We start from the raw sequence: 17,294 nt of genomic DNA, 5'->3' as shown, positions 1-17,294 counted from the left end.
GTGGCGCCTGCCATCCCGGAGCCGTCATGAAGGACAATCTCGTGGTGTTCTACTCGCGCAGCGGCCACACGCGCCGCCTCGCGCAGCTGCTGGCGGTGCGGCTCGACGCCGATCTCGACGAAATTCACGAGCTGAACCCGCGCCGCGGCCTGTTGGGCTTGGCGCGCTGCCTCTACGACGTGCTGTTTGGTCGCGAACCGCCGATCACCGCCGCGACCGAGCCGCCGCAGACCTATGCGCGGGTCATCGTTGGCGGTCCGGTCTGGGCCGACCACGTGGCCGGCCCGGTGCGCAGCTATCTGACGCGGCACGCCGACGAGCTGCGGCGCGTCGCCTTCTTCTGCAGCTGCGCGCATGGCGGCGGGCAGGCGCTGGCCGACATGGCGAGCCTCTGCGAACGTGAGCCGGACGCCGTGCTGGCAGTGACCGAGGCGGAATTCGAGCGCGGCGCCGCGGCCGCGATCGATGCGTTCGTCAGCGCGCTTCAGCAGGCCGCCGCGGCGCAGACTCTCACCGCGCCGTCACGCGAGCGCGCGGCGTAGCGGCGCGACCGCACGCTTGGCGAGGTCGAGCAGCGCGAGCATCGCCAGGCTCGCCGCCGGCGCCAGCAGCAGCAGCGGCAGGGCCGGCAGCTCGAAGCCGAACAGCCGGCGCAGCGGCGGCACGAACAGCGTCAGCAGCAGGATCGCCGATGCCGCACCCAGCACGCGCCACAGCGCGCGGTTGTGGCGGCCGAGCGTGCCGATCGCGGAGGCGGAGAAGCTGCGGTTGGCGAAGATCAGGGCGATGTTGGTCATGATCAGGCCGGTGAAGGCGAGGGCGTGGCGCGCGCCGTCCGACAGGCCGATGTGCAGGCCGTAGAGATACAGCGCGGCGACGGCGCCGAACGCGAACAGGCCCTGCAGCAGCGCCCAGGCGAGCACGTGGCGCGAGATCAGCGGCTCGCGCGGATCGCGGGGCGGCCGCCGCATCAGGTTGGGTTCTTCGGGCTCGGCCTCGAACACGATCGAGCAGACCGGGTCGATCAGCAGTTCGAGAAAGACGATGTGGATCGGCGTCAGGATCAGCGGCCAGCCGAACAACAGCGGCAGCAGCGACAGGCCGGCGATCGGCACATGCACGGCGAGGATGTAGGCCATCGCCTTGCGCAGGTTGTCGTAGATGCGCCGGCCCTGGCGGACCGCCGACACCAGCGTGCCGAAATCGTCGTCGAGCAGGACCAGCGCCGCAGCCTCGCGCGCGACGTCGCTGCCGCGTCCGCCCATCGCCACGCCGATGTGCGCGGCGCGCAGCGACGGGGCGTCGTTGACGCCGTCGCCGGTCATCGCCACCACTTCACCGTCGGCCTTCAGCGCTTCGACGATGCGCAGCTTCTGCGCCGGCGAGATGCGCGCGCAGATGTCGGTCTGCTCGAGGCGCCGGGCGAGGGCATCGGCGTCGAGCGTGTCGATCTCGGTACCGCTCAGCACGCCGCCGCGCGTGTCGAGGCCGGCCTGCGCGGCGATCGCGCGCGCGGTCAGCGGATGGTCGCCGGTGATCATCAGCACGCGCACGCCGGCGGCGCGGCATTCGGTGATCGCCTCGGCAACGCCGGCGCGCAGCGGATCGGAGAAGCCGAGCAGGCCGCGGTACTGCAGCGGCGCCTCGCGCAGCGTGGCCGGCGGCGGCTGTGCTTGCGGCCATTCGCATTCGGCGGCGGCGAGCACGCGGATGCCGCGCGCGGCCATCGCCTCGATGCCGGTGCGCATCGCCGCGCGCCCGGCCTCGTCGAGCCCGCACAGCGCGGCGATCGTTTCCGGCGCGCCCTTGGCGGCGAGCCGCAGCGTGCCGTCGTCGGCGCGCCACAGCAGTGCGTAAGCCGGCAGTTCCGGGCTCAGCCCGTATTCCTGGACGATGCGCTCCTCGGCCGGCGGCGGCGCGATGTCAGGCTGGGCGGCGAGCGTCTCGCGCAGCGCGCGATCCATCGGATCGACCGCTTCCGGCTTGCTGGCGAGCACGGCGACCGACAGCAGGCGCGCCAGCGCCGGCGGCAGCGCGCTGCCGTCGAGCGTCGTGCTCGCGTCCGCGGTCGCCAGCTCGGTGACGCTCATGCGGTTGCGCGTCAGCGTGCCGGTCTTGTCGGTGCACAGCACGGTCGCGGCGCCGAGCGCCTCGACCGCGGCCTGACGCCGCGTCAGCACGTTCTGCCGCGCCAGGCGCCAGGCGCCGAGCGTCAGGAACACGGTCAGGACCAGCGGGAATTCCTCCGGCAGCATCGCCATCGCCAGCGCGATGCCGGCAAGCAGGCCTTCGAGCCAGCCGTCGCGCCAGAGGCCGTGGATCAGCACGACGAGGGCGCTGACCACCAGGCCCGCGGTCGCGAGGAAACGCACGAGGCCGCGCGTCTGCCGCTGCAGCGGCGAGACTTCGCTGCCAACCGACTGCAGCATGTGGCCGATCTTGCCGATCTCGGTGGCGACGCCGGTCGCGAACACTTCGCCGACGCCGTCGCCGCGCACGACCAGCGTGCCGGAATAGGCGCAGCCCGGCGCCGTGATCGAGTTTTCGTTCGGGATGGCGTCTTCGCCGGCGCGCTTGCCGGCCGGCAGCGATTCGCCGGTCAGCAGCGATTCGTCGGTCTGCAGCTCGCGGGCGTACAGCAGACGCAGGTCGGCCGGCACGCGGTCGCCTTCGCTGAGCACGACGACGTCGCCGTTCACCACCTCGCGGCCGGGAATGCGGCGCAGCTCGCCGTCGCGGATCACCTGCGCGCGCGGGCTGCCGAGCTCGCGCAGCGCCTCGAGGGCGTGCTCGCTGCGAATGCTCTGCCAGATGCTGATGCCGACCGAGACGCCGGCGAAAGCCAGCAGCAGCAGCGCTTCGCCGAGGTCGCCGAGCAGCAGGTAGATCGCGCCGGCGGCGAGCAGCAGACGGAACATCGGCTCGCGCAGGACCTCGAGGGCGATCTGCAGCGGCCCCTGGCGTCGTGCCCGCGGCAGCTCGTTGGGGCCATCGGCCTGCAGACGCCGCGCGGCTTCCGCCGCCGTCAAGCCGCGATGGCGAAGGCCGTTGCCTTCCGTCATGGTGTGTCCAGTGGCCGCCGGGGCCGGGTGCGAACCGATTGTCGCGGCGGATTGTCGCGGGCCGGCCCGGTGATGGCCAGCACCGGATCGCCGGGCGGCCGCTGGCGTGCGACCGCGCGCTGCGCCGGCGGCGTGCTGGACCGGCATCGCGCGCTGCGCCGGCGCCCGGACGCTGCGGCGACGATGAAAATCAGAACGCCGCTTCGCGTCGGGCCGCCGCGCACCGACACGACGGTGTCGGTACGGGCGGCGCCGATGCGAACGCGGCGGCGCGGCTTACTTGCGCAGCGACTTCTGGAACATGCGGCCGGCCTTTTCGGCGGCGGCCTGCGCGGCGGCGTCGGCCTCGGTCGCGGCCTTCTTCGCGGCCTCGGCGTCGGCCTTGGCGGCGGCGGCGTCGGACTGCGCGCTCTGCGCCATGGTCAGCGCGCGGCCGGCGGTGGCCTGCGCCTCGGCGGCCATGCGCTGCGCGTTGTCGGCCTTCTGCGCGGTCTGGTCGAGCAGATCGCGATCGGCCTTGCTGAGCGTGGTGCAGGCGGCCATCGAGGCGCTGAGCAGGACCATGGAGATGAGGGGCAGGTGTTTCATGTCGAAGACTCCGTCGGTGAAAGGGATACCTCAACGACGCCGGACAGCGTCGACCGCGGCATCATCGGCGTGCAGCGCAGCGACCGCATTGACGATGATCAAGCGCGTCCGCGGCGCGCTGCGGCTCAGGGCGTCTGCGCGACCGCCGGCTCGGCGCTGCGCCGCGTGATCGCCAGCGGCATGCCGTTCTGCTCGGTGCGCGCCTTCTCGACGCGCTGCCAGTCGACGCGCACGACGTCCTTGCCGGCGGCCTCGAGCACCGGCGCGACGAGATCGAGATCGGCATCGGCGGTCGGCATGTCGCCTTCCTCGACGACGTCGGCGGCGTGCTGCGGCGGATGCACCTCGACGTACAGCTCGCCATCGTGCCAGCCGAGCTTGTACGGCTGGTCGATGACCGTCACCGGCGTGCCGCGCGCGATCAGCGGATACAGGCGCGCGACGTCTTCCGGATACATGCGGATGCAGCCGTGGCTGCCGCGCCGGCCGATGCTGAACGGCTTGTTGGTGCCGTGGATGGCATAGCCGCTCCAGCCGAGGTAGAGCGCGTAGTCGCCCATCGGATTGTCGGGGCCGGCCGGCACCAGCGTCGGCAGTTCCGGATTCTCGGCGCGCTCGGACGCGGTCGGCACCCACTGCGGATGCTCGCGCTTGCGCGCCACCGTGGTGCGCCCGGTCGGGGTCTCGTAGCCCTCGCGGCCGATGCCGATCGGAAAGCTGACCGGCAGGCCGTCGCGCGGGAAGTAGTACAGACGCAGCTCGGCGAGGTTGATGACGATGCCGCGCCGCGTGCCCGGCGGCAGGACGTGATCGGCCGGCACCAGCACGGCGCGGCCCTCGCCGGGCAGCCACGGATCGACGTCCGGATTGGCGAGCCGCATCTCGACGTAGCCGACGTCGTAGCGGCGCGCGATGTCGAGCAGCGTGTCCTCGTCGCCGACGAAGGCATAGTGGCGCACGCCGATCAGATCATCGGCTTGCGCCGCCGGTGTGCCGGCGAGCAGCGCCGCCAGCAGCAGCCACACCCGTCTCATGCCGCGCTGCGCGCCGGCGAATTGAGGCGCGCGGTGATCTGTGCGCTCAGCGCTTCGGCGAGGCCGTCGGGCTTGATGACCAGCACGCTGCACGGCAGGTGATCGAGCAGCGCCGCGGCGGTGCTGCCGATGACGATGCGCTCGAGGCGCGTGCGGTGCGTGGTGCCCATCACCAGCAGGTCGGCACCGATCTTCTCGGCGAAGCCGACCAGCGCCGGCGCCGCCGGTCCGGCGAGGAAGTGGCGCTGCGCGTCGGGCACGCCCTCGGCGTCGGCGAAGGTCTCGAACGCCTCCTCGTGGATCTGGCGCAGACTGTCGTAGAGCTCGCCGGTCAGTGCCGGCACCGCCATCGGCGCGACCGCCTCGATCGGCGCGATCGCCTGGAACGCGTAGGCGAGGTGCAGCTCCGCCTGCGCCGCTTCGGCGACCATTTCGGCCTGGCGCACGACCTTCTCGTTGAGCGCATCGCCGCTGCCGCTCATGACATCGGCGGCGACCACGATGCGGCGCGGCGTCAGATGATCGCCGTGCACCAGCATCAGCGGTGCCGGGCATTCGCGCAGCAGCTGCCAGTCGAGCGAGGTCATCAGCAGCCGGCGCAGGCCCTTGTGCGAATCGGCGTCCTTGATGACGAGGTCGGCCTTGGTTTCGAGGACATGGGCGAGGATCTCGTCGGCGGCGTGGCGGCTCCAGACCGCTTCGGTCGTGACCTTGATGCCGGTGCGTTCCAGCTCTTCGGCCTGCTGCGTGAGCCAGTCGCGGCGCTGGCGCAGGAAGGTGTCGCGCAGGCCGCGCAGGTCCTCGGCGCGCAGGCGCGCGACGAGATCGAGCGTGGCGCTGTGATCGAACACGGCGATGTGCAGGGCGGCGCCGGTCTCGCGCGCCAGCCACGCGGCCTGCCGCATCGCGGCCGAGCGCTGGAGGTCGGGGCGGGCGATCAGCAGGATGCGTTCGTAGGCTTTCATGCGGGACTCCGGGCAGCGGATTCAGTGGAATCAGCATGACGACCGGCGCTGCCGGTCGCCTTGACGGGGATCAAGCGCTGCGTGCGCCGGCAGCACGCTTGACCCACATCAATGCGTGGCCCGGGGCCGGGCCCGAGTCTGCACTGACGGCGCCGCGGTACGGCGCCGCGCCGGAGCCCCGGACGAGACGTCCGGATGCAGCCCGTATCTGCGAATCCGCCGCGCGTCGCCAGCCGGATGTGCCGGCGACGGCCGGTGCGCTTCGAGCCACGCGCCGGCACGATCCACCCACCGTATCCGAGAGCTGCCATGAGCATTCCGCTGACCATCGAATTCCGCCACCTCGACGCCACGCCGGCACTGGAGGATCTGATCCGCAAGCAGTTCGCGCGCATCGAGAAGCGCCACGCCGACGCGCTGCGCGGCAACGTCGTCGTCGATATCCCGCAGCATCGCCAGCGCACCGGCAAGCCGGTGACGGTCGGTATTCACGTCACCCATCCGGGCGGTGTCGTCGACACTCATCACGAGGGCACGCAGGAAGACGCCTACGTGACGATCCGCGAGGCTTTCGACATTGCCCTGCGCCAGCTCGACAGCGATGCGCAGATCCGCCGCGGCGACGTCAAGCGCCACACCGCGGACGCGCGCTGAGCATGGACGCGCCGGCGATGAGCGCCCTGCCGTACCGGCACATCATGTACCTCGGCGGGCCGGACCTGATGCAGGCGCCGGCGCTGCACCAGGCGACGCAGCTGGCCGCCGCGAGCGGCTGTCCGCTGCGTCTGCTGGCGCTCGACCGCTCGTGGCTGATTGATGTCACCCGGCGCCTGTTCCGGCGCGCCGGCGAGGCGGCGCGCGCCGGCTGGCAGCGGCAGGCGCTGGCGGCGCTGGAGACCGAGGCGGAGCGCGCGCGCCGGCACGGCGGCGAGGTCTCCGCCGAAGTCGTCTGGGCACCGCCGCGGCTCGGCCGCTGGGTCGAGGCCGCGCAGGCGCGCCACGCCGATCTGCTCGTCAAGCAGAGCGGCGGCATCGCCGCCAGCGTCCTGTTCGGCGAGCACGGCGACGCGGCGCTGGCGACGCACAGCGGGGTGCCGCTCTACGTCGCCGACGACGCTGCCGAGCGTCCGCCGCGCCGCCTGATCGTCGTGTTCGGCTACAACCCGGATCCCGATGCGGTACGGACCGCGCGCGATGCGGCGAGCCTGATCGGCGCCGCGCGTCCGTTCGCGGCCGCCAGCGGCGCGGAACTGCATGTCGCGCTGCTCGGCCACGCGCCGGCCGAAGCCGGCGCCGCGCGCGGCGCGCTGTCACCGCCGGAGCGCGAGACGCTGGCCGCCTACGCTCGCGAGGGCGGCATTCCGGTCCGCCATTGCCATCACCGCGACGGCGATCCGGAAACGGCGCTCGCCGCGCTGTGCCAGTCGCTGCCGGGCAGCGCGCTCGCCATCGGCGTGCCGGACCGCTCGCCGCAGCGCGCCGCGCTGCTCGCCGCCGCCGCACGCCACGCGCACGGCCTGCTGCTGGTGCCGCTGGGCGACGCCCACTGAGGCCATGCCGGCGGCGCGCGCCGCTGCGTTATGGCGCTCAACGCATCGTCAGCACCGCGCTGCCTTCGAGACGGCCGGCGCGCAGGTCGGCGAGTGCTTCGTTGGCGGCGGCCAGCGGATAGATGCGGGTATGCGTGCGCACCGGCACCTTCGGCGCCAGCGCGAGGAATTCGTGGCCGTCGGCGCGAGTCAGATTGGCGATGCTGCGGATCGCGCGCTCGCCCCACAGGCGCTCGTAGTCGAAAGCCGGAATCTCGCTCATGTGGATGCCGGCGCAGACCACGACGCCGCCCTTGGCGACGGCGAGCAGGGCCTGCGGCACGAGGCGGCCGTCGGCGGCGAAGATGATCGCCGCGTCGAGCGGCTGCGGCGGCAGCTCGTCGGCGGCGCCGGCCCAGGTGCAGCCGAGCGAGCGCGCGAAGTGCTGCGTGTGCTCGTCGCGCGGCCGCGTGAAGGCATAGACCTGACGGTTCTCGCGCACCGCGACCTGGGCGATCATGTGCGCCGCCGAGCCGAAGCCGTAGAGCCCGAGCCGGTAGGCGTCGCCGCAGGCGCGCAGCGCGCGGTAGCCGATCAGGCCGCCGCACAGCAGCGGCGCCACCGACAGGTCTTCGTAGCCTTCGGGCAGCGGATAGACGAAGTCGGCGCGCGCCAGGCAATGCGTCGCGTAGCCGCCGTCGACGTGGTAGCCGGTGAAGCGCGCCTCGTCGCAGAGGTTCTCGTTGCCGCGCCGGCAGTAGGCGCAGTGGCCGCAGGTCGACGCCAGCCAGGCGACGCCGACGCGCGTGCCGACCGCCGGCTCGGCGACGCCGTCGCCGCGCGCCAGCACGCGGCCGACGATCTGGTGGCCGGGAATCACCGGGTAGCGGATGTCCGCCAGCTCGCCGTCGACGAGATGCAGATCGGTGCGGCAGACGCCGCAGGCCGCGACCTCGATCAGCACCTCGCCGGGGCCGGGCTCGGGGCACGGCAGTTCACGCGCGACCAGCGCTCCGCCGCCGCGCTCCAGGACCATGGCCGTGCGCGTCGCCGGAACAGCGTTCATGCGGTGGCTCCGAGCGCGCCTTCCGGTTCTTCGAGCGCGCGCAGTTGTGCGTCGACTGCACTCGCCAGGCGCGCGTGCAGGTCGATGCCGTTCGAGGGATGGACGATGGTGTTGCAGCTGACGATGGCGCCGGCGCCGGCCGCCTGCAGGCGCGCGTAGGCGTCGCCGGCGAACAGCGGATGCACGGCGACGCACAGCGGCGCGGCGAAGCCCTGCTCGCGCAGCCGCTCGACGGTGCCGATCATCGTCGCCGCGGTCGAGACGATGTCGTCGACCACGACCGCGCGCCGGCCGCGATGGCGCTCCAGCCCGGCCGGATGCACGAGTACGTCGGCGTCGCCGTGGCGCTCCTTGGTGAAGGCGATCGACGGGCAGCCGAGGCGCGCGGCGACGTCGGCGACCCACTGCGCGCTTTCGCCGTCCGGGCCGACCAGCAGCGGCGGCTCGGGGCAATGCGCGGCGATCCAGGCGGCGACCTCCGGTGCCGCCGGCACGACCTGCGCCGGCACGTCGAAGATCTCGTTGAGGCGGTGAATCCGATGCAGGTGCGGATCGACCGTCAGCAGCGCGTCGAACAGGCCGGACAGCCAGTGCGCGTAGTGCCGCGCCAGCGTGCCGACGCCGGGCGCGAAGGCGCGATCCTGGCGCATGTAGGCCAGATACGGGGCGACCAGGACCAGGCGCCGCGCGCCGTGTTCGCGCAGCGTCGCCGCGGCGAAATGCAGCGCCGCCATCTTCGCGTCCGGATCGTTGAGGCTGCAGACCACGATCACGTCGCGGTGCGCCGGGCTGTCCAGCGCGCGCATGCCGGTCTCGCCGTCCGGGAAGCGGTGCACGGCAAGCTCGGCGAGATCGCCGCCGCAATGCGTGGCGACGGCGTAGGCGAGCGCGGCATTGCCGGGCAGCGCGCAGACCAGCGGCGCGGATCTCATGCGGCGGGCTCCTCGAGGCGGATCACGTCGGGATGCAGATTGGCATAGCTGCCGGCGTAGACCAATTCGCCCGGCGACTCGGCGTGCAGCGTGAACAGCGGCTCGCCGCGCGCGACGCGGTCGCCGAGGTGATGGTGCAGCTGCAGGCCGGCAGCCGGCGCGCGCGGTGCGCCGGCGAGCTTGGCGATGCGCGACAGGCGCCGGTTGTCGATCGCGCTGATGATGCCGGCGCGCGGCGCGACGAAGACCTGGCGGTAGGCCGCGACCGGCGGTTCGCGCAAACCGCCCTGGGCCGCGCAGATCGCCATGAACTTGCGCTGCGCCGCGCCGCTGGCGAGCGTTTCGCGGGCCAGCGCGAGGCCTTGCCCGGCGGCGGCGCGGCCGCCCATCTCCAGCAGTTCGCCGGCCAGACGCAGCGAGCGTTCGCGCAGGTCGGCCGGCGCCTGCGGCGCATTGTCGAGCACGGCCAGCACGTCGAAGGCTTCGAGCGCCGGGCCGACGCCGTGGCCGACCGGCTGCAGGCCGTCGCTCTGCAGCACGCGCACCGACAGGTCGAGGGTACGGCCGACATCTTCCAGCAGGGCGGCGATGATGTGGGCGTTGTCGGCGCTGCGCACCTTCGCGGTCGGCCCGACCGGCATCTCGACCAGCAGCTGCGTCGAACCGGCGGCGAGCTTCTTCGACAGGATCGAGGCGACCAGCTGGCCGGGGCTGTCGAAGTCGAGAGGGCGCTCGACGCGGATCAGGATGTCGTCGGCCGGGCTCAGCGACATCGCGCCGCCCCAGACCACGCAACCGCCTTCGCGTTCGACGACGCGGCGCATCGCGGCGACGTCGAGCTCGACCGGCGCGAGCATTTCCATGGTATCGGCAGTGCCGGCCGGCGAGGTGATCGCGCGCGAGGAGGTTTTCGGAATCGTCAGGCCGCAGGCGGCGACGATGGCGACGACGATCGGCGTCGTGCGGTTGCCGGGCAGGCCGCCGACGCAGTGCTTGTCGAGCACCGGCGATTGCGTCCATTCGAGGCGCTGGCCGGCATCGAGCATCGCCCGCGTCAGCGCCACCGTTTCGTCGCGCGCCAGGCTGCCGCCGCCGCAGGCGGTGACGAAGGCGGCGAGTTCGAGTCCCGAGTAGCGGCCGGCGGCGATGTCGCGGATCACCGCCTCGATCGCCGTGTCGGTGAACGGCTGGCCGTAGACCTTGCCGCGCACGAACGCGAACGATTCGATCGGCTCCGGATGCGAAATCTCGACCTCGTCGCCTTCGCGCGCGCCGAGCGCCATCCACGCGGCTTCGGACAATCCGGCCTGGGCGTCGGCGAGCAGCGGATCGTCGACGGTGTAGAGCGTCGCCACCAGACTGCGCGCCGCCAGCGTCAGCTTGACGCGCGACTGTGCCTCGAAGCCTTCGGAGCGGCACACCGCGCTGTCGGCGCGCATGAACACGACCGGCTCCTGGTAGGTGTCGATGCCGATGCGATGCAGGCGCACGCGATGCGGGCCGTCGTCGAGCTTCGGCGTCGCCGCGGCGCGGCGCAGCTCGACGCTCTGCAGGTGCTCGGGGACCGCGACCTTCCAGCCATAGCGCGATTCGATGCGCTGGCGCATCGCATCGGCGGCCTGCGGCTCGCCGTGGGTGATGAAGGTTTCCTGCGGCGGCCGCTCGAAGTGCGACAGCCAGTCGAGGATCTCGCCGGCGTCGGCGTGCGCGGACAGATTGGTCAGCGATTCGACCTCGGCGCGCACCGCGACGTACTCGCCGTGGATGCGGATCGACTTCGCGCCTTCGAGCAGCGACGCGCCGCGCGTGCCGGCCGCCTGGAAACCGGCGAGCAGGATGGTGTTGACCGGATCGCCGGCGAAAGCCTTGAGGTGATGGACGACGCGACCGCCGGTCGCCATGCCGCTGCCGGCGATGATGACCATCGGCCCGTGGCGCTCGTTGAGGCGCTTGGAGTCCTCGACGGTGTTGATGATCTTGGCGGCGCCGCCGAGCATCGCGCAGGACTGCACGTCGAGACGGTGCTCGTCGCGATGGTGCAGGTACAGCTGGGTGACGTCGGCCGCCATCGGGCTGTTGAGGTAGACCGGCAGCTCGGCCGGGATCGCGCCGCGCTGCTTGAGCACGCCGATCGCGTAGAGCAGCTCCTGGGCGCGGCCGACTGCGAACGAGGGGATCACCACCACGCCGTTGCGCGCGGCGGTGCGGCGGATGATCGCGGCGAGCTTCTCGAAGTTGTCGTCCGGATCGTGCTGGCGGTTGCCGTAGGTCGATTCGACGACCAGCCAGTCGGCGTCGGCGACCGCGACCGGCGGCCGCATGATGACGTCGTGCGGACGGCCGAGGTCGCCACTGAACAGGATCGAGCCGTCCGGCGAGCTGACGCGGATCATCGACGCGCCGAGGATGTGGCCGGCGAGCAGGAAGCGGGCCTTGAAGCCCGCGGCCGGCGCGAACTCGTGATCGAACGGCACCGTCTCGAAACGCTCGAGCGCCGCCAGCGCATCGGCCTCGGTGTACAGCGGCAGCGCCGGCTTGTGCCGCGAGAAGCGGTGGCGGTTGGCGTATTCCGCTTCCTCTTCCTGCAGGCGGCCGCTGTCCGGCAGCATGATGCGGCACAGCTCGTAGGTGGCCGGCGTGCAGAAGATGCGGCCGCGGTAACCCTCGCGCACCAGCAGCGGCAGCCAGCCGGAATGGTCGATGTGCGCGTGCGTCAGCAGCACGGCGTCGAGATCGGACGGCGGCGTCGGCAGCGACGACCAGTTGCGCAGGCGCAGCGCCTTGTAGCCCTGGAACAGGCCGCAGTCGATCAGCATGTGCGACTGCTCGCGCGACAGAAGGTACTTGGAGCCGGTGACCGTGCCGGCGGCGCCGAGGAATTGCAGGTGCATGAAAGCCCGTCTTGTGATTGTTTACGGTTAGCATGCCCGAGACCGGAGCTGGTCGTATTGATGCAGGTCAGCGGCGACCCGCCGCTTGATGCGCATCAACGACGACGTTGCGGTCACGTGGCCTACTGCCGCCTCGCCATTGGAAGGAGAAAAACTCATGTCGCAGATCAAGCGAATCCTGGTCATCGCCGACGCCGGCATGCGTGAGACGGTCGGCCTGCATCGCGCCGCGCAGCTCGCCAAGCGCGCCGATGCGCGGCTGTTCCTGCTGATGTGCGCGTTCGACGCGATGATCGACATGAGCCACGAACTGGCCGGCCGCGAGGTGCAGCGCCTGGCCAAGACGCAGTACCTGGAACAGCGTCAGCGCTGGCTCGACGAGCGCGCCGCCGCGCTGGCCGGCCAGGGCCTGCGCGTCGACTGCGAGGTGCTGTGGACCGCCGAGCCGCACGAGGCGCTGCTGGCCCGCGCGCTGGAGCTCGAGCCGGATCTGGTCATCGCCGATCTGATGCCGGCGCGCAAGGGCGCCGCGCGCATGCCGATGACGACGCTGGACTGGCGCCTGGCGCGCACCTGTCCGGCACCGCTGATGTTCGTGCGCCAGGACAGCGCGCCGCTGCCGCGGCACGTGGCGATCGCGATCGACGCCAGCCTCGACCGCCAGGGCGCGCCGCATCCGCTCAACGAGCGCATCGCCGAGACCGCCATGAAGCTGGCGATGTTCGCCGACGCCGACCTGCATCTCGTGCACACCTTCCCGTACCGGCGGCCCTCGTTCGTGGTCGGCGTATCGGCCGATCTGCGCAAGCTCTATCAGGACGTGCGCAGCAGCTCGCACGACAACTTCACGCGCTTCGCCGACGCGCATTCGATCCCCGCCGACCGCCGCCACTGGATCGACGGCGGCGGCGAAGCGGCGACCGCGCTGGTCCAGTTCGCGCAGGTCGAGCACATCGATCTGATGGTGCTCGGCTCCTCGTACCACTCGATGCTGAGCCGCCTGCTGCTCGGCAGTGCCTCGGAGGGCGTGCTGTCGCGCGCCAGCTTCGACGTGCTGCTGGTCAAGCCGGACAGCTTCGCCGACGAGCTCAAGCGCCACTACAACCTGCCCGAGCTGCAGGGTCGCTACGCCGCCGCGCCGGCGGCAACCGAGGCATGAACGGGCCGCGCCGCATCGGCGTGCTGACCAGCGGCGGCGACTGCGCCGGCCTCAATGCGGTGATCCGCGCCGTGACCGACGCGGCGACGCTGCGCGGCTGGCAGGTGCTCGGCGTGCTCGACGGCAGCGTCGGCCTGCTCGAGCAGCCGCGCCGCTACGTCGAGCTGTGTCCGGCCGTACTCGACGGGCCGGCGTTTCGCAGCGGCGGCACGCTGCTCGGCACCGTCAGCAGCGGCGATCCGTTCCGCTTCCCGATGCCGGACGGCAGCCTCGCCGATCGCAGCGCCGAGTTCGCCGCCGGCGTGCGCGAGCTCGGCATCGACGCGCTGGTCGTGATCGGCGGCGACGGCTCGATGCGCATCATGTCGCGGCTCTGCGCGCAGGCCGGCCTGCCGATGCTCGGCATTCCCAAGACCATCGACAACGACGTGCCGGGGACCGACACCGCGGTCGGCTTCGCGACTGCGGTCGGCGTCGTCAGCGATGCGCTCGACCGCCTGCTGCCGACCGCGGCCAGTCATCACCGCGTCATCGTCGTCGAGACCATGGGCCGCGACGCCGGCCACATCGCGCTGCACGGCGGCATCGCCGGCGGCGCCGACCTGATCGTGCTGCCGGAACTCGGCTTCGAGCTGGCAGCGATCGTCGCCCACCTGCACGCGGTCTTCGCGCGCGGCCGCCGCCACGCGCTGCTGGTCGTCGCCGAAGGCGCCGCGCGTGCCGCCGCCGCCGCGCAGCGCCCGCCGTACGAGAGCATCGGCGGCTGGCTGGCGCGGCAGATCGAGGCGCAGTCCGGCGTGCAGGCGCGCTGCACCGTGCTCGGCCACCTGCAGCGCGGCGGCCAGCCGAGCGTCGAGGACCGGCTGCTCGCTTCGGCGTTCGGCGTGCACGCCGTCGAACTGCTCGCGCAGCGCCGGCATGATCGCGTCGTCGTGCAGAGCGGCGGCGTCATCGGCGACGTGCCGCTGGCGATCGCGACCTGCGGTCCGCGGGTGGTGAGCGCCGACGATCCGCTGCTCGACGTCGCCGCCGGCCTCGGCATCTCGTTCGGGACGACGCGCGTGCCTGGCCGCTGAGCTGCGTTGATGGCCGTCAATGCCGGACGGCGGACGGGGCGGGAAGCTGCGGCGCATACCACCGGAGCCGCGTACCGTGACCCGAACCATGAGAGCTGCCGTCGTCCGCCGCTTCGGCCAGCCCTTGCGCATCGAGGACGTGCCGGTGCCGCAGCCGGGGCCCGGCGAGCTGCTGATCAAGGTCCTGACCAGCGGCGTCTGCCACACCGATCTGCATGCCGCCGACGGCGACTGGCCGGTCAAGCCGGCGCTGCCGTTCATTCCCGGCCATGAGGGCGTCGGCCTGGTCGCCGAGCTGGGGCCCGACGTCGATCGTTTCCGCGTCGGCGATCCGGTCGGCCTGGCCTGGCTGCACGACGCCTGCGGCCACTGCGAGTACTGCCGCACCGGCTGGGAGACGCTGTGCGGCGAGCAGCACGACAGCGGCTACAGCGTCAACGGCGCCTACGCCGAGTACGTGATCGGCCGCGCCGACTACGTCGCGCGCCTGCCGTCCTCGTTCGATCCGCTGACCATGGCGCCGGTGCTGTGCGCCGGCGTCACCACCTACAAGGGCATTCTCGAGACCGAGGCGCGGCCGGGGCAGTGGCTGGCGATCTCCGGCATCGGCGGGCTCGGCCACGTCGCGCTGCAGTACGCCAAGGCGATGGGCCTGCGCGTCGTCGCGCTCGACGTCGGTGACGACAAGCTGGTGCTGGCGCGCACGCTCGGCGCCGACGCGGTGCTCCGCGCCGACGCCGCCGACGCCGCCGAGCGCGTGCAGCAGATCACCGGCGGAGGCGCGCACGGCGTGCTGGTCACCGCGGTGTCACCGGACGCGTTCACGCAGGCGCTGCAGCTGACGCGGCGGCGCGGCACGGTGAGCCTCGTGGGCCTGCCACCGGGTGAGTTCGCGACGCCGATCTTCGACGTCGTCCTCAAGCGCCTGACGATCCGCGGCTCGATCGTCGGCACGCGCCAGGACCTCGACGAGGCGATCGCCTTCGCCGTCGCCGGCAAGGTGCGGCCGCAGGTCCGTTCGGCGCGCCTGTCGGAGATCAACGATGTGTTCCGCGAGCTCAAGGCCGGCCGCGTCAACGGCCGCGTCGTGCTCGATCTGCGCTGAACGGTAGCGCGAAACCGTCGGACGGCACGCGGTACCGGAAAGACCCCCCGAACGGAGGGGAAATGGATGCCGGCATTTTTGATGCACGTCAACATTGCACTGGCAAGGCCATGACTACTATTTGTCATGTAAGCAGGAGATGACATGGCTATCGCGATCGGCCCGAGCGGCAACCGCCTTCTGGCGCAGGTACTGGATATCGTCGGCGTGCCGGTACTGGCGCCGCAGCTGACTCGCGTCAAGCTGAAAACGGGGCAGGTGCTGCACGAGGCCGGCGTGACGATCTCCTACGTCTATTTCCCGGTCGACGCGCTGATCTCGCTGATGCAGGTGATGGCGTCCGGCGAAACCACCGAGACCGCGATCGTCGGCAACGACAGCATGATCGGCTCCGAGCTGATGATGGGCGTCGACCGCACGACCAGCCGCGCCGTCGTGCAGTGCGACGGCACCGCCTACCGTCTGCCGATCGAAGTCTTCGGCCAGGAGCTCGACCGCTCGCCCGACGTGCAGCGCATCGTCCTGGCGAGCGCGCGGGCGCTGATGGTGCAGACCGCGCAGACCGTCGCCTGCAACCGCCACCATGCGCTGAGCCAGCAGCTGTGCCGCTGGCTGCTGCTGAGCGTCGATCGCCTGCCGACCGGCGAGCTGCACGTCACCCACGAAGGTCTCGCGCACACGCTCGGCGTGCGCCGCGAAAGCGTCACGCTGGCCGCCAGCCGGCTGCGCGACGAGGGCGTGATCCAGTACAGCCGCGGCCTGGTCCGCATCCTCGACCGCCACCGCCTGGAACGCGACGCCTGCGAGTGCTACCGCATCGTCAGCGCCGAATGCGAGCGCCTCTACAACGCCGCGGCCAAGGCGATCGGGCGGCCTTCGGTGTTGCACCGTACGGAAGGCGGCACGCGTTTGTCGGAAATTTCGGCGCACCGTCGACCGGATGCCCGAAACGATGCGCTACGCGCCCCAAAAGACCGTCGTCGCGGCGAACGCCGAACCCCGGTCGACCGCCGCGTCCGCAACGTACCCATTGCCTTCGCCGAGCGGCGCGCCAGCTTCGACCGCCGCGCCGGCTATCCGCAGCTGGTCGCCCGACCTCCGGAGGAACCTGCTGCTCGCGAGCTTGCCGGATGACGAGGCGCGGCGCCTTGCGCCGCTGATCGAGACGGTCGCGCTGCGTGCCGGCACGCTGATCTGCGAATACGAGAGCGCGGTCGATCACGTCTACTTCCCGACCGGCGTCGCCGTCGGCCTGCTCGCGCCCGGCGAGCATGATGCCGTGCAGGTCGCGCTGGTCGGCAGCGAAGGCGCTTTCGGCAGTCCGCTGATCGAGGATCTGCCGCTGTCGCCGCTGCGCGCCGTGGTGCGCACGTCCGGCGCCAGCTTTCGCGTGCCGGTGCGCGAGCTGCGTCGCCAGCTGGCGCACAGTCGCCATCTGCGCGTCGCGCTCGGCCGCTACCTCTACGTGCTGATCGCACAGATCGCCCAGGTCAACGCCTGCACCTGCCGGCACGGCGTCGAGGAGCGGCTCGCGCGCTGGCTGCTGACCACGCAGGACCGCGTGCAGTCCGACGAATTCCGCCTCAAGCACCAGACGCTCGCCGACATGCTCGGCGTGCAGCGCACCGGCATCTCGCTGGCGGCGGCGCGGCTGCGCCGGCGCGGCCTGATCCGCTACAGCCGCGGCGTCATCAACATCGTCGACCGCCGCGGGCTCGAGGCCGCGTCCTGCGACTGCTATGCCTGGTCGTGCGCGGCCTACGCCCACGCCTTCTCGCCGTCGCCGCTGGCGCCGGTCGTGTTCTAGGGCCTGCTCAGGTTCTGGACGCACGCCGCGCGGCGCCGCGCTGGCCGCCATCGGTGTGGATTCGAACAGACGCATGCCCT

General features: G+C 71.9%; 15 protein-coding genes and 1 pseudogene. 8 read left to right on the top strand and 8 right to left on the bottom strand.

Annotated elements, in window-relative coordinates:
* The first annotated feature begins 26 nt into the window (after positions 1–26).
* Complete coding sequence (locus H149_RS19910; RefSeq protein WP_020648790.1) at positions 27–542, top strand: flavodoxin family protein; 516 nt, start codon at positions 27–29, stop codon at positions 540–542.
* Here the strand turns inward: H149_RS19910 and H149_RS0105745 are convergent.
* The 4 genes from H149_RS0105745 to H149_RS19900 all read right to left on the bottom strand — a co-directional run bounded on the left by H149_RS0105745 (position 522) and on the right by H149_RS19900 (position 5,649).
* On the bottom strand, positions 522–3,062 hold the full coding sequence (locus H149_RS0105745; protein WP_020648789.1) for a cation-translocating P-type ATPase: 2,541 nt from the start codon (positions 3,060–3,062) through the stop codon (positions 522–524). The two genes, H149_RS19910 and H149_RS0105745, sit on opposite strands and share 21 nt — an antisense overlap.
* 276 nt (positions 3,063–3,338) lie before the next feature.
* Positions 3,339–3,650, bottom strand: coding sequence for an alanine-zipper protein (locus H149_RS0105740; RefSeq protein ID WP_083930831.1), 312 nt, complete (start codon positions 3,648–3,650; stop codon positions 3,339–3,341).
* Between the two features lie 125 nt (positions 3,651–3,775).
* Positions 3,776–4,684 (bottom strand): L,D-transpeptidase family protein, encoded by a 909-nt coding sequence (locus H149_RS19905; RefSeq protein WP_083930830.1) that lies wholly within the window; start codon positions 4,682–4,684, stop codon positions 3,776–3,778.
* The gene (locus tag H149_RS19900; RefSeq protein ID WP_020648786.1) at positions 4,681–5,649 is read right to left on the bottom strand and encodes a universal stress protein; all 969 of its coding nucleotides are present in this window, start codon (positions 5,647–5,649) and stop codon (positions 4,681–4,683) included. Before H149_RS19900 ends, H149_RS19905 begins: the two co-directional genes overlap by 4 nt.
* A 309-nt stretch (positions 5,650–5,958) precedes the next feature.
* Here H149_RS19900 and H149_RS19895 point away from each other — a divergent pair, with 309 nt between their 5' ends.
* Together H149_RS19895 and H149_RS22015 are read left to right on the top strand one after the other, a co-directional pair.
* Complete coding sequence (locus H149_RS19895; RefSeq protein ID WP_020648785.1) at positions 5,959–6,303, top strand: HPF/RaiA family ribosome-associated protein; 345 nt, start codon at positions 5,959–5,961, stop codon at positions 6,301–6,303.
* Positions 6,304–6,320: 17 nt separating this feature from the next.
* Positions 6,321–7,199, top strand: coding sequence for a universal stress protein (locus H149_RS22015; protein ID WP_169518314.1), 879 nt, complete (start codon positions 6,321–6,323; stop codon positions 7,197–7,199).
* A 37-nt stretch (positions 7,200–7,236) separates the two neighbouring features.
* Here the strand turns inward: H149_RS22015 and H149_RS0105715 are convergent, their stop codons facing one another.
* The 4 genes and pseudogenes from H149_RS0105715 to H149_RS24310 form a co-directional block, all read right to left on the bottom strand.
* Positions 7,237–8,244 carry a zinc-dependent alcohol dehydrogenase family protein gene (locus H149_RS0105715; RefSeq protein WP_039748106.1) on the bottom strand — a complete coding sequence of 336 codons (1,008 nt, stop codon included), beginning with the start codon at positions 8,242–8,244 and terminating at the stop codon, positions 7,237–7,239.
* Positions 8,241–9,176, bottom strand: a complete 936-nt coding sequence (locus tag H149_RS0105710; RefSeq protein ID WP_020648782.1) for a ribose-phosphate diphosphokinase — start codon at positions 9,174–9,176, stop codon at positions 8,241–8,243. The genes H149_RS0105715 and H149_RS0105710 overlap by 4 nt, the downstream gene beginning before the upstream one ends.
* On the bottom strand, positions 9,173–10,714 hold the full coding sequence (locus H149_RS24315; protein ID WP_026352891.1) for a thymidine phosphorylase family protein: 1,542 nt from the start codon (positions 10,712–10,714) through the stop codon (positions 9,173–9,175). Before H149_RS24315 ends, H149_RS0105710 begins: the two co-directional genes overlap by 4 nt.
* A pseudogene (locus H149_RS24310) lies at positions 10,712–12,067 on the bottom strand (MBL fold metallo-hydrolase RNA specificity domain-containing protein); the annotation flags it as partial. The pseudogene H149_RS24310 and the gene H149_RS24315, both read right to left, overlap by 3 nt.
* 157 nt (positions 12,068–12,224) lie before the next feature.
* Here H149_RS24310 and H149_RS0105700 point away from each other — a divergent pair.
* From H149_RS0105700 to H149_RS0105680, 5 genes are all read left to right on the top strand, one after another.
* Positions 12,225–13,226 (top strand): universal stress protein, encoded by a 1,002-nt coding sequence (locus tag H149_RS0105700; protein ID WP_020648780.1) that lies wholly within the window; start codon positions 12,225–12,227, stop codon positions 13,224–13,226.
* Positions 13,223–14,302: an ATP-dependent 6-phosphofructokinase gene (locus tag H149_RS0105695; protein WP_020648779.1), complete on the top strand. Its 1,080-nt coding sequence runs from the start codon at positions 13,223–13,225 to the stop codon at positions 14,300–14,302. Before H149_RS0105700 ends, H149_RS0105695 begins: the two co-directional genes overlap by 4 nt.
* Before the next feature lie 88 nt (positions 14,303–14,390).
* Entirely contained in the window at positions 14,391–15,407 is a 1,017-nt protein-coding gene (gene adhP / locus H149_RS0105690; RefSeq protein WP_026352890.1) for an alcohol dehydrogenase AdhP, read from the top strand.
* A 144-nt stretch (positions 15,408–15,551) separates the two neighbouring features.
* A complete protein-coding gene (locus H149_RS19890) occupies positions 15,552–16,541 on the top strand; it encodes a Crp/Fnr family transcriptional regulator (protein ID WP_020648777.1) in 990 nt (329 codons plus the stop codon).
* On the top strand, positions 16,531–17,214 hold the full coding sequence (locus H149_RS0105680) for a Crp/Fnr family transcriptional regulator (RefSeq protein ID WP_020648776.1): 684 nt from the start codon (positions 16,531–16,533) through the stop codon (positions 17,212–17,214). The genes H149_RS19890 and H149_RS0105680 overlap by 11 nt, the downstream gene beginning before the upstream one ends.
* Positions 17,215–17,294 lie beyond the last annotated feature (80 nt).

The sequence above is a fragment of the Solimonas variicoloris DSM 15731 genome, assembly GCF_000382285.1.
GTDB lineage: Bacteria > Pseudomonadota > Gammaproteobacteria > Nevskiales > Nevskiaceae > Solimonas > Solimonas variicoloris.
This window is presented reverse-complemented; position numbering and strand designations above follow the sequence as displayed.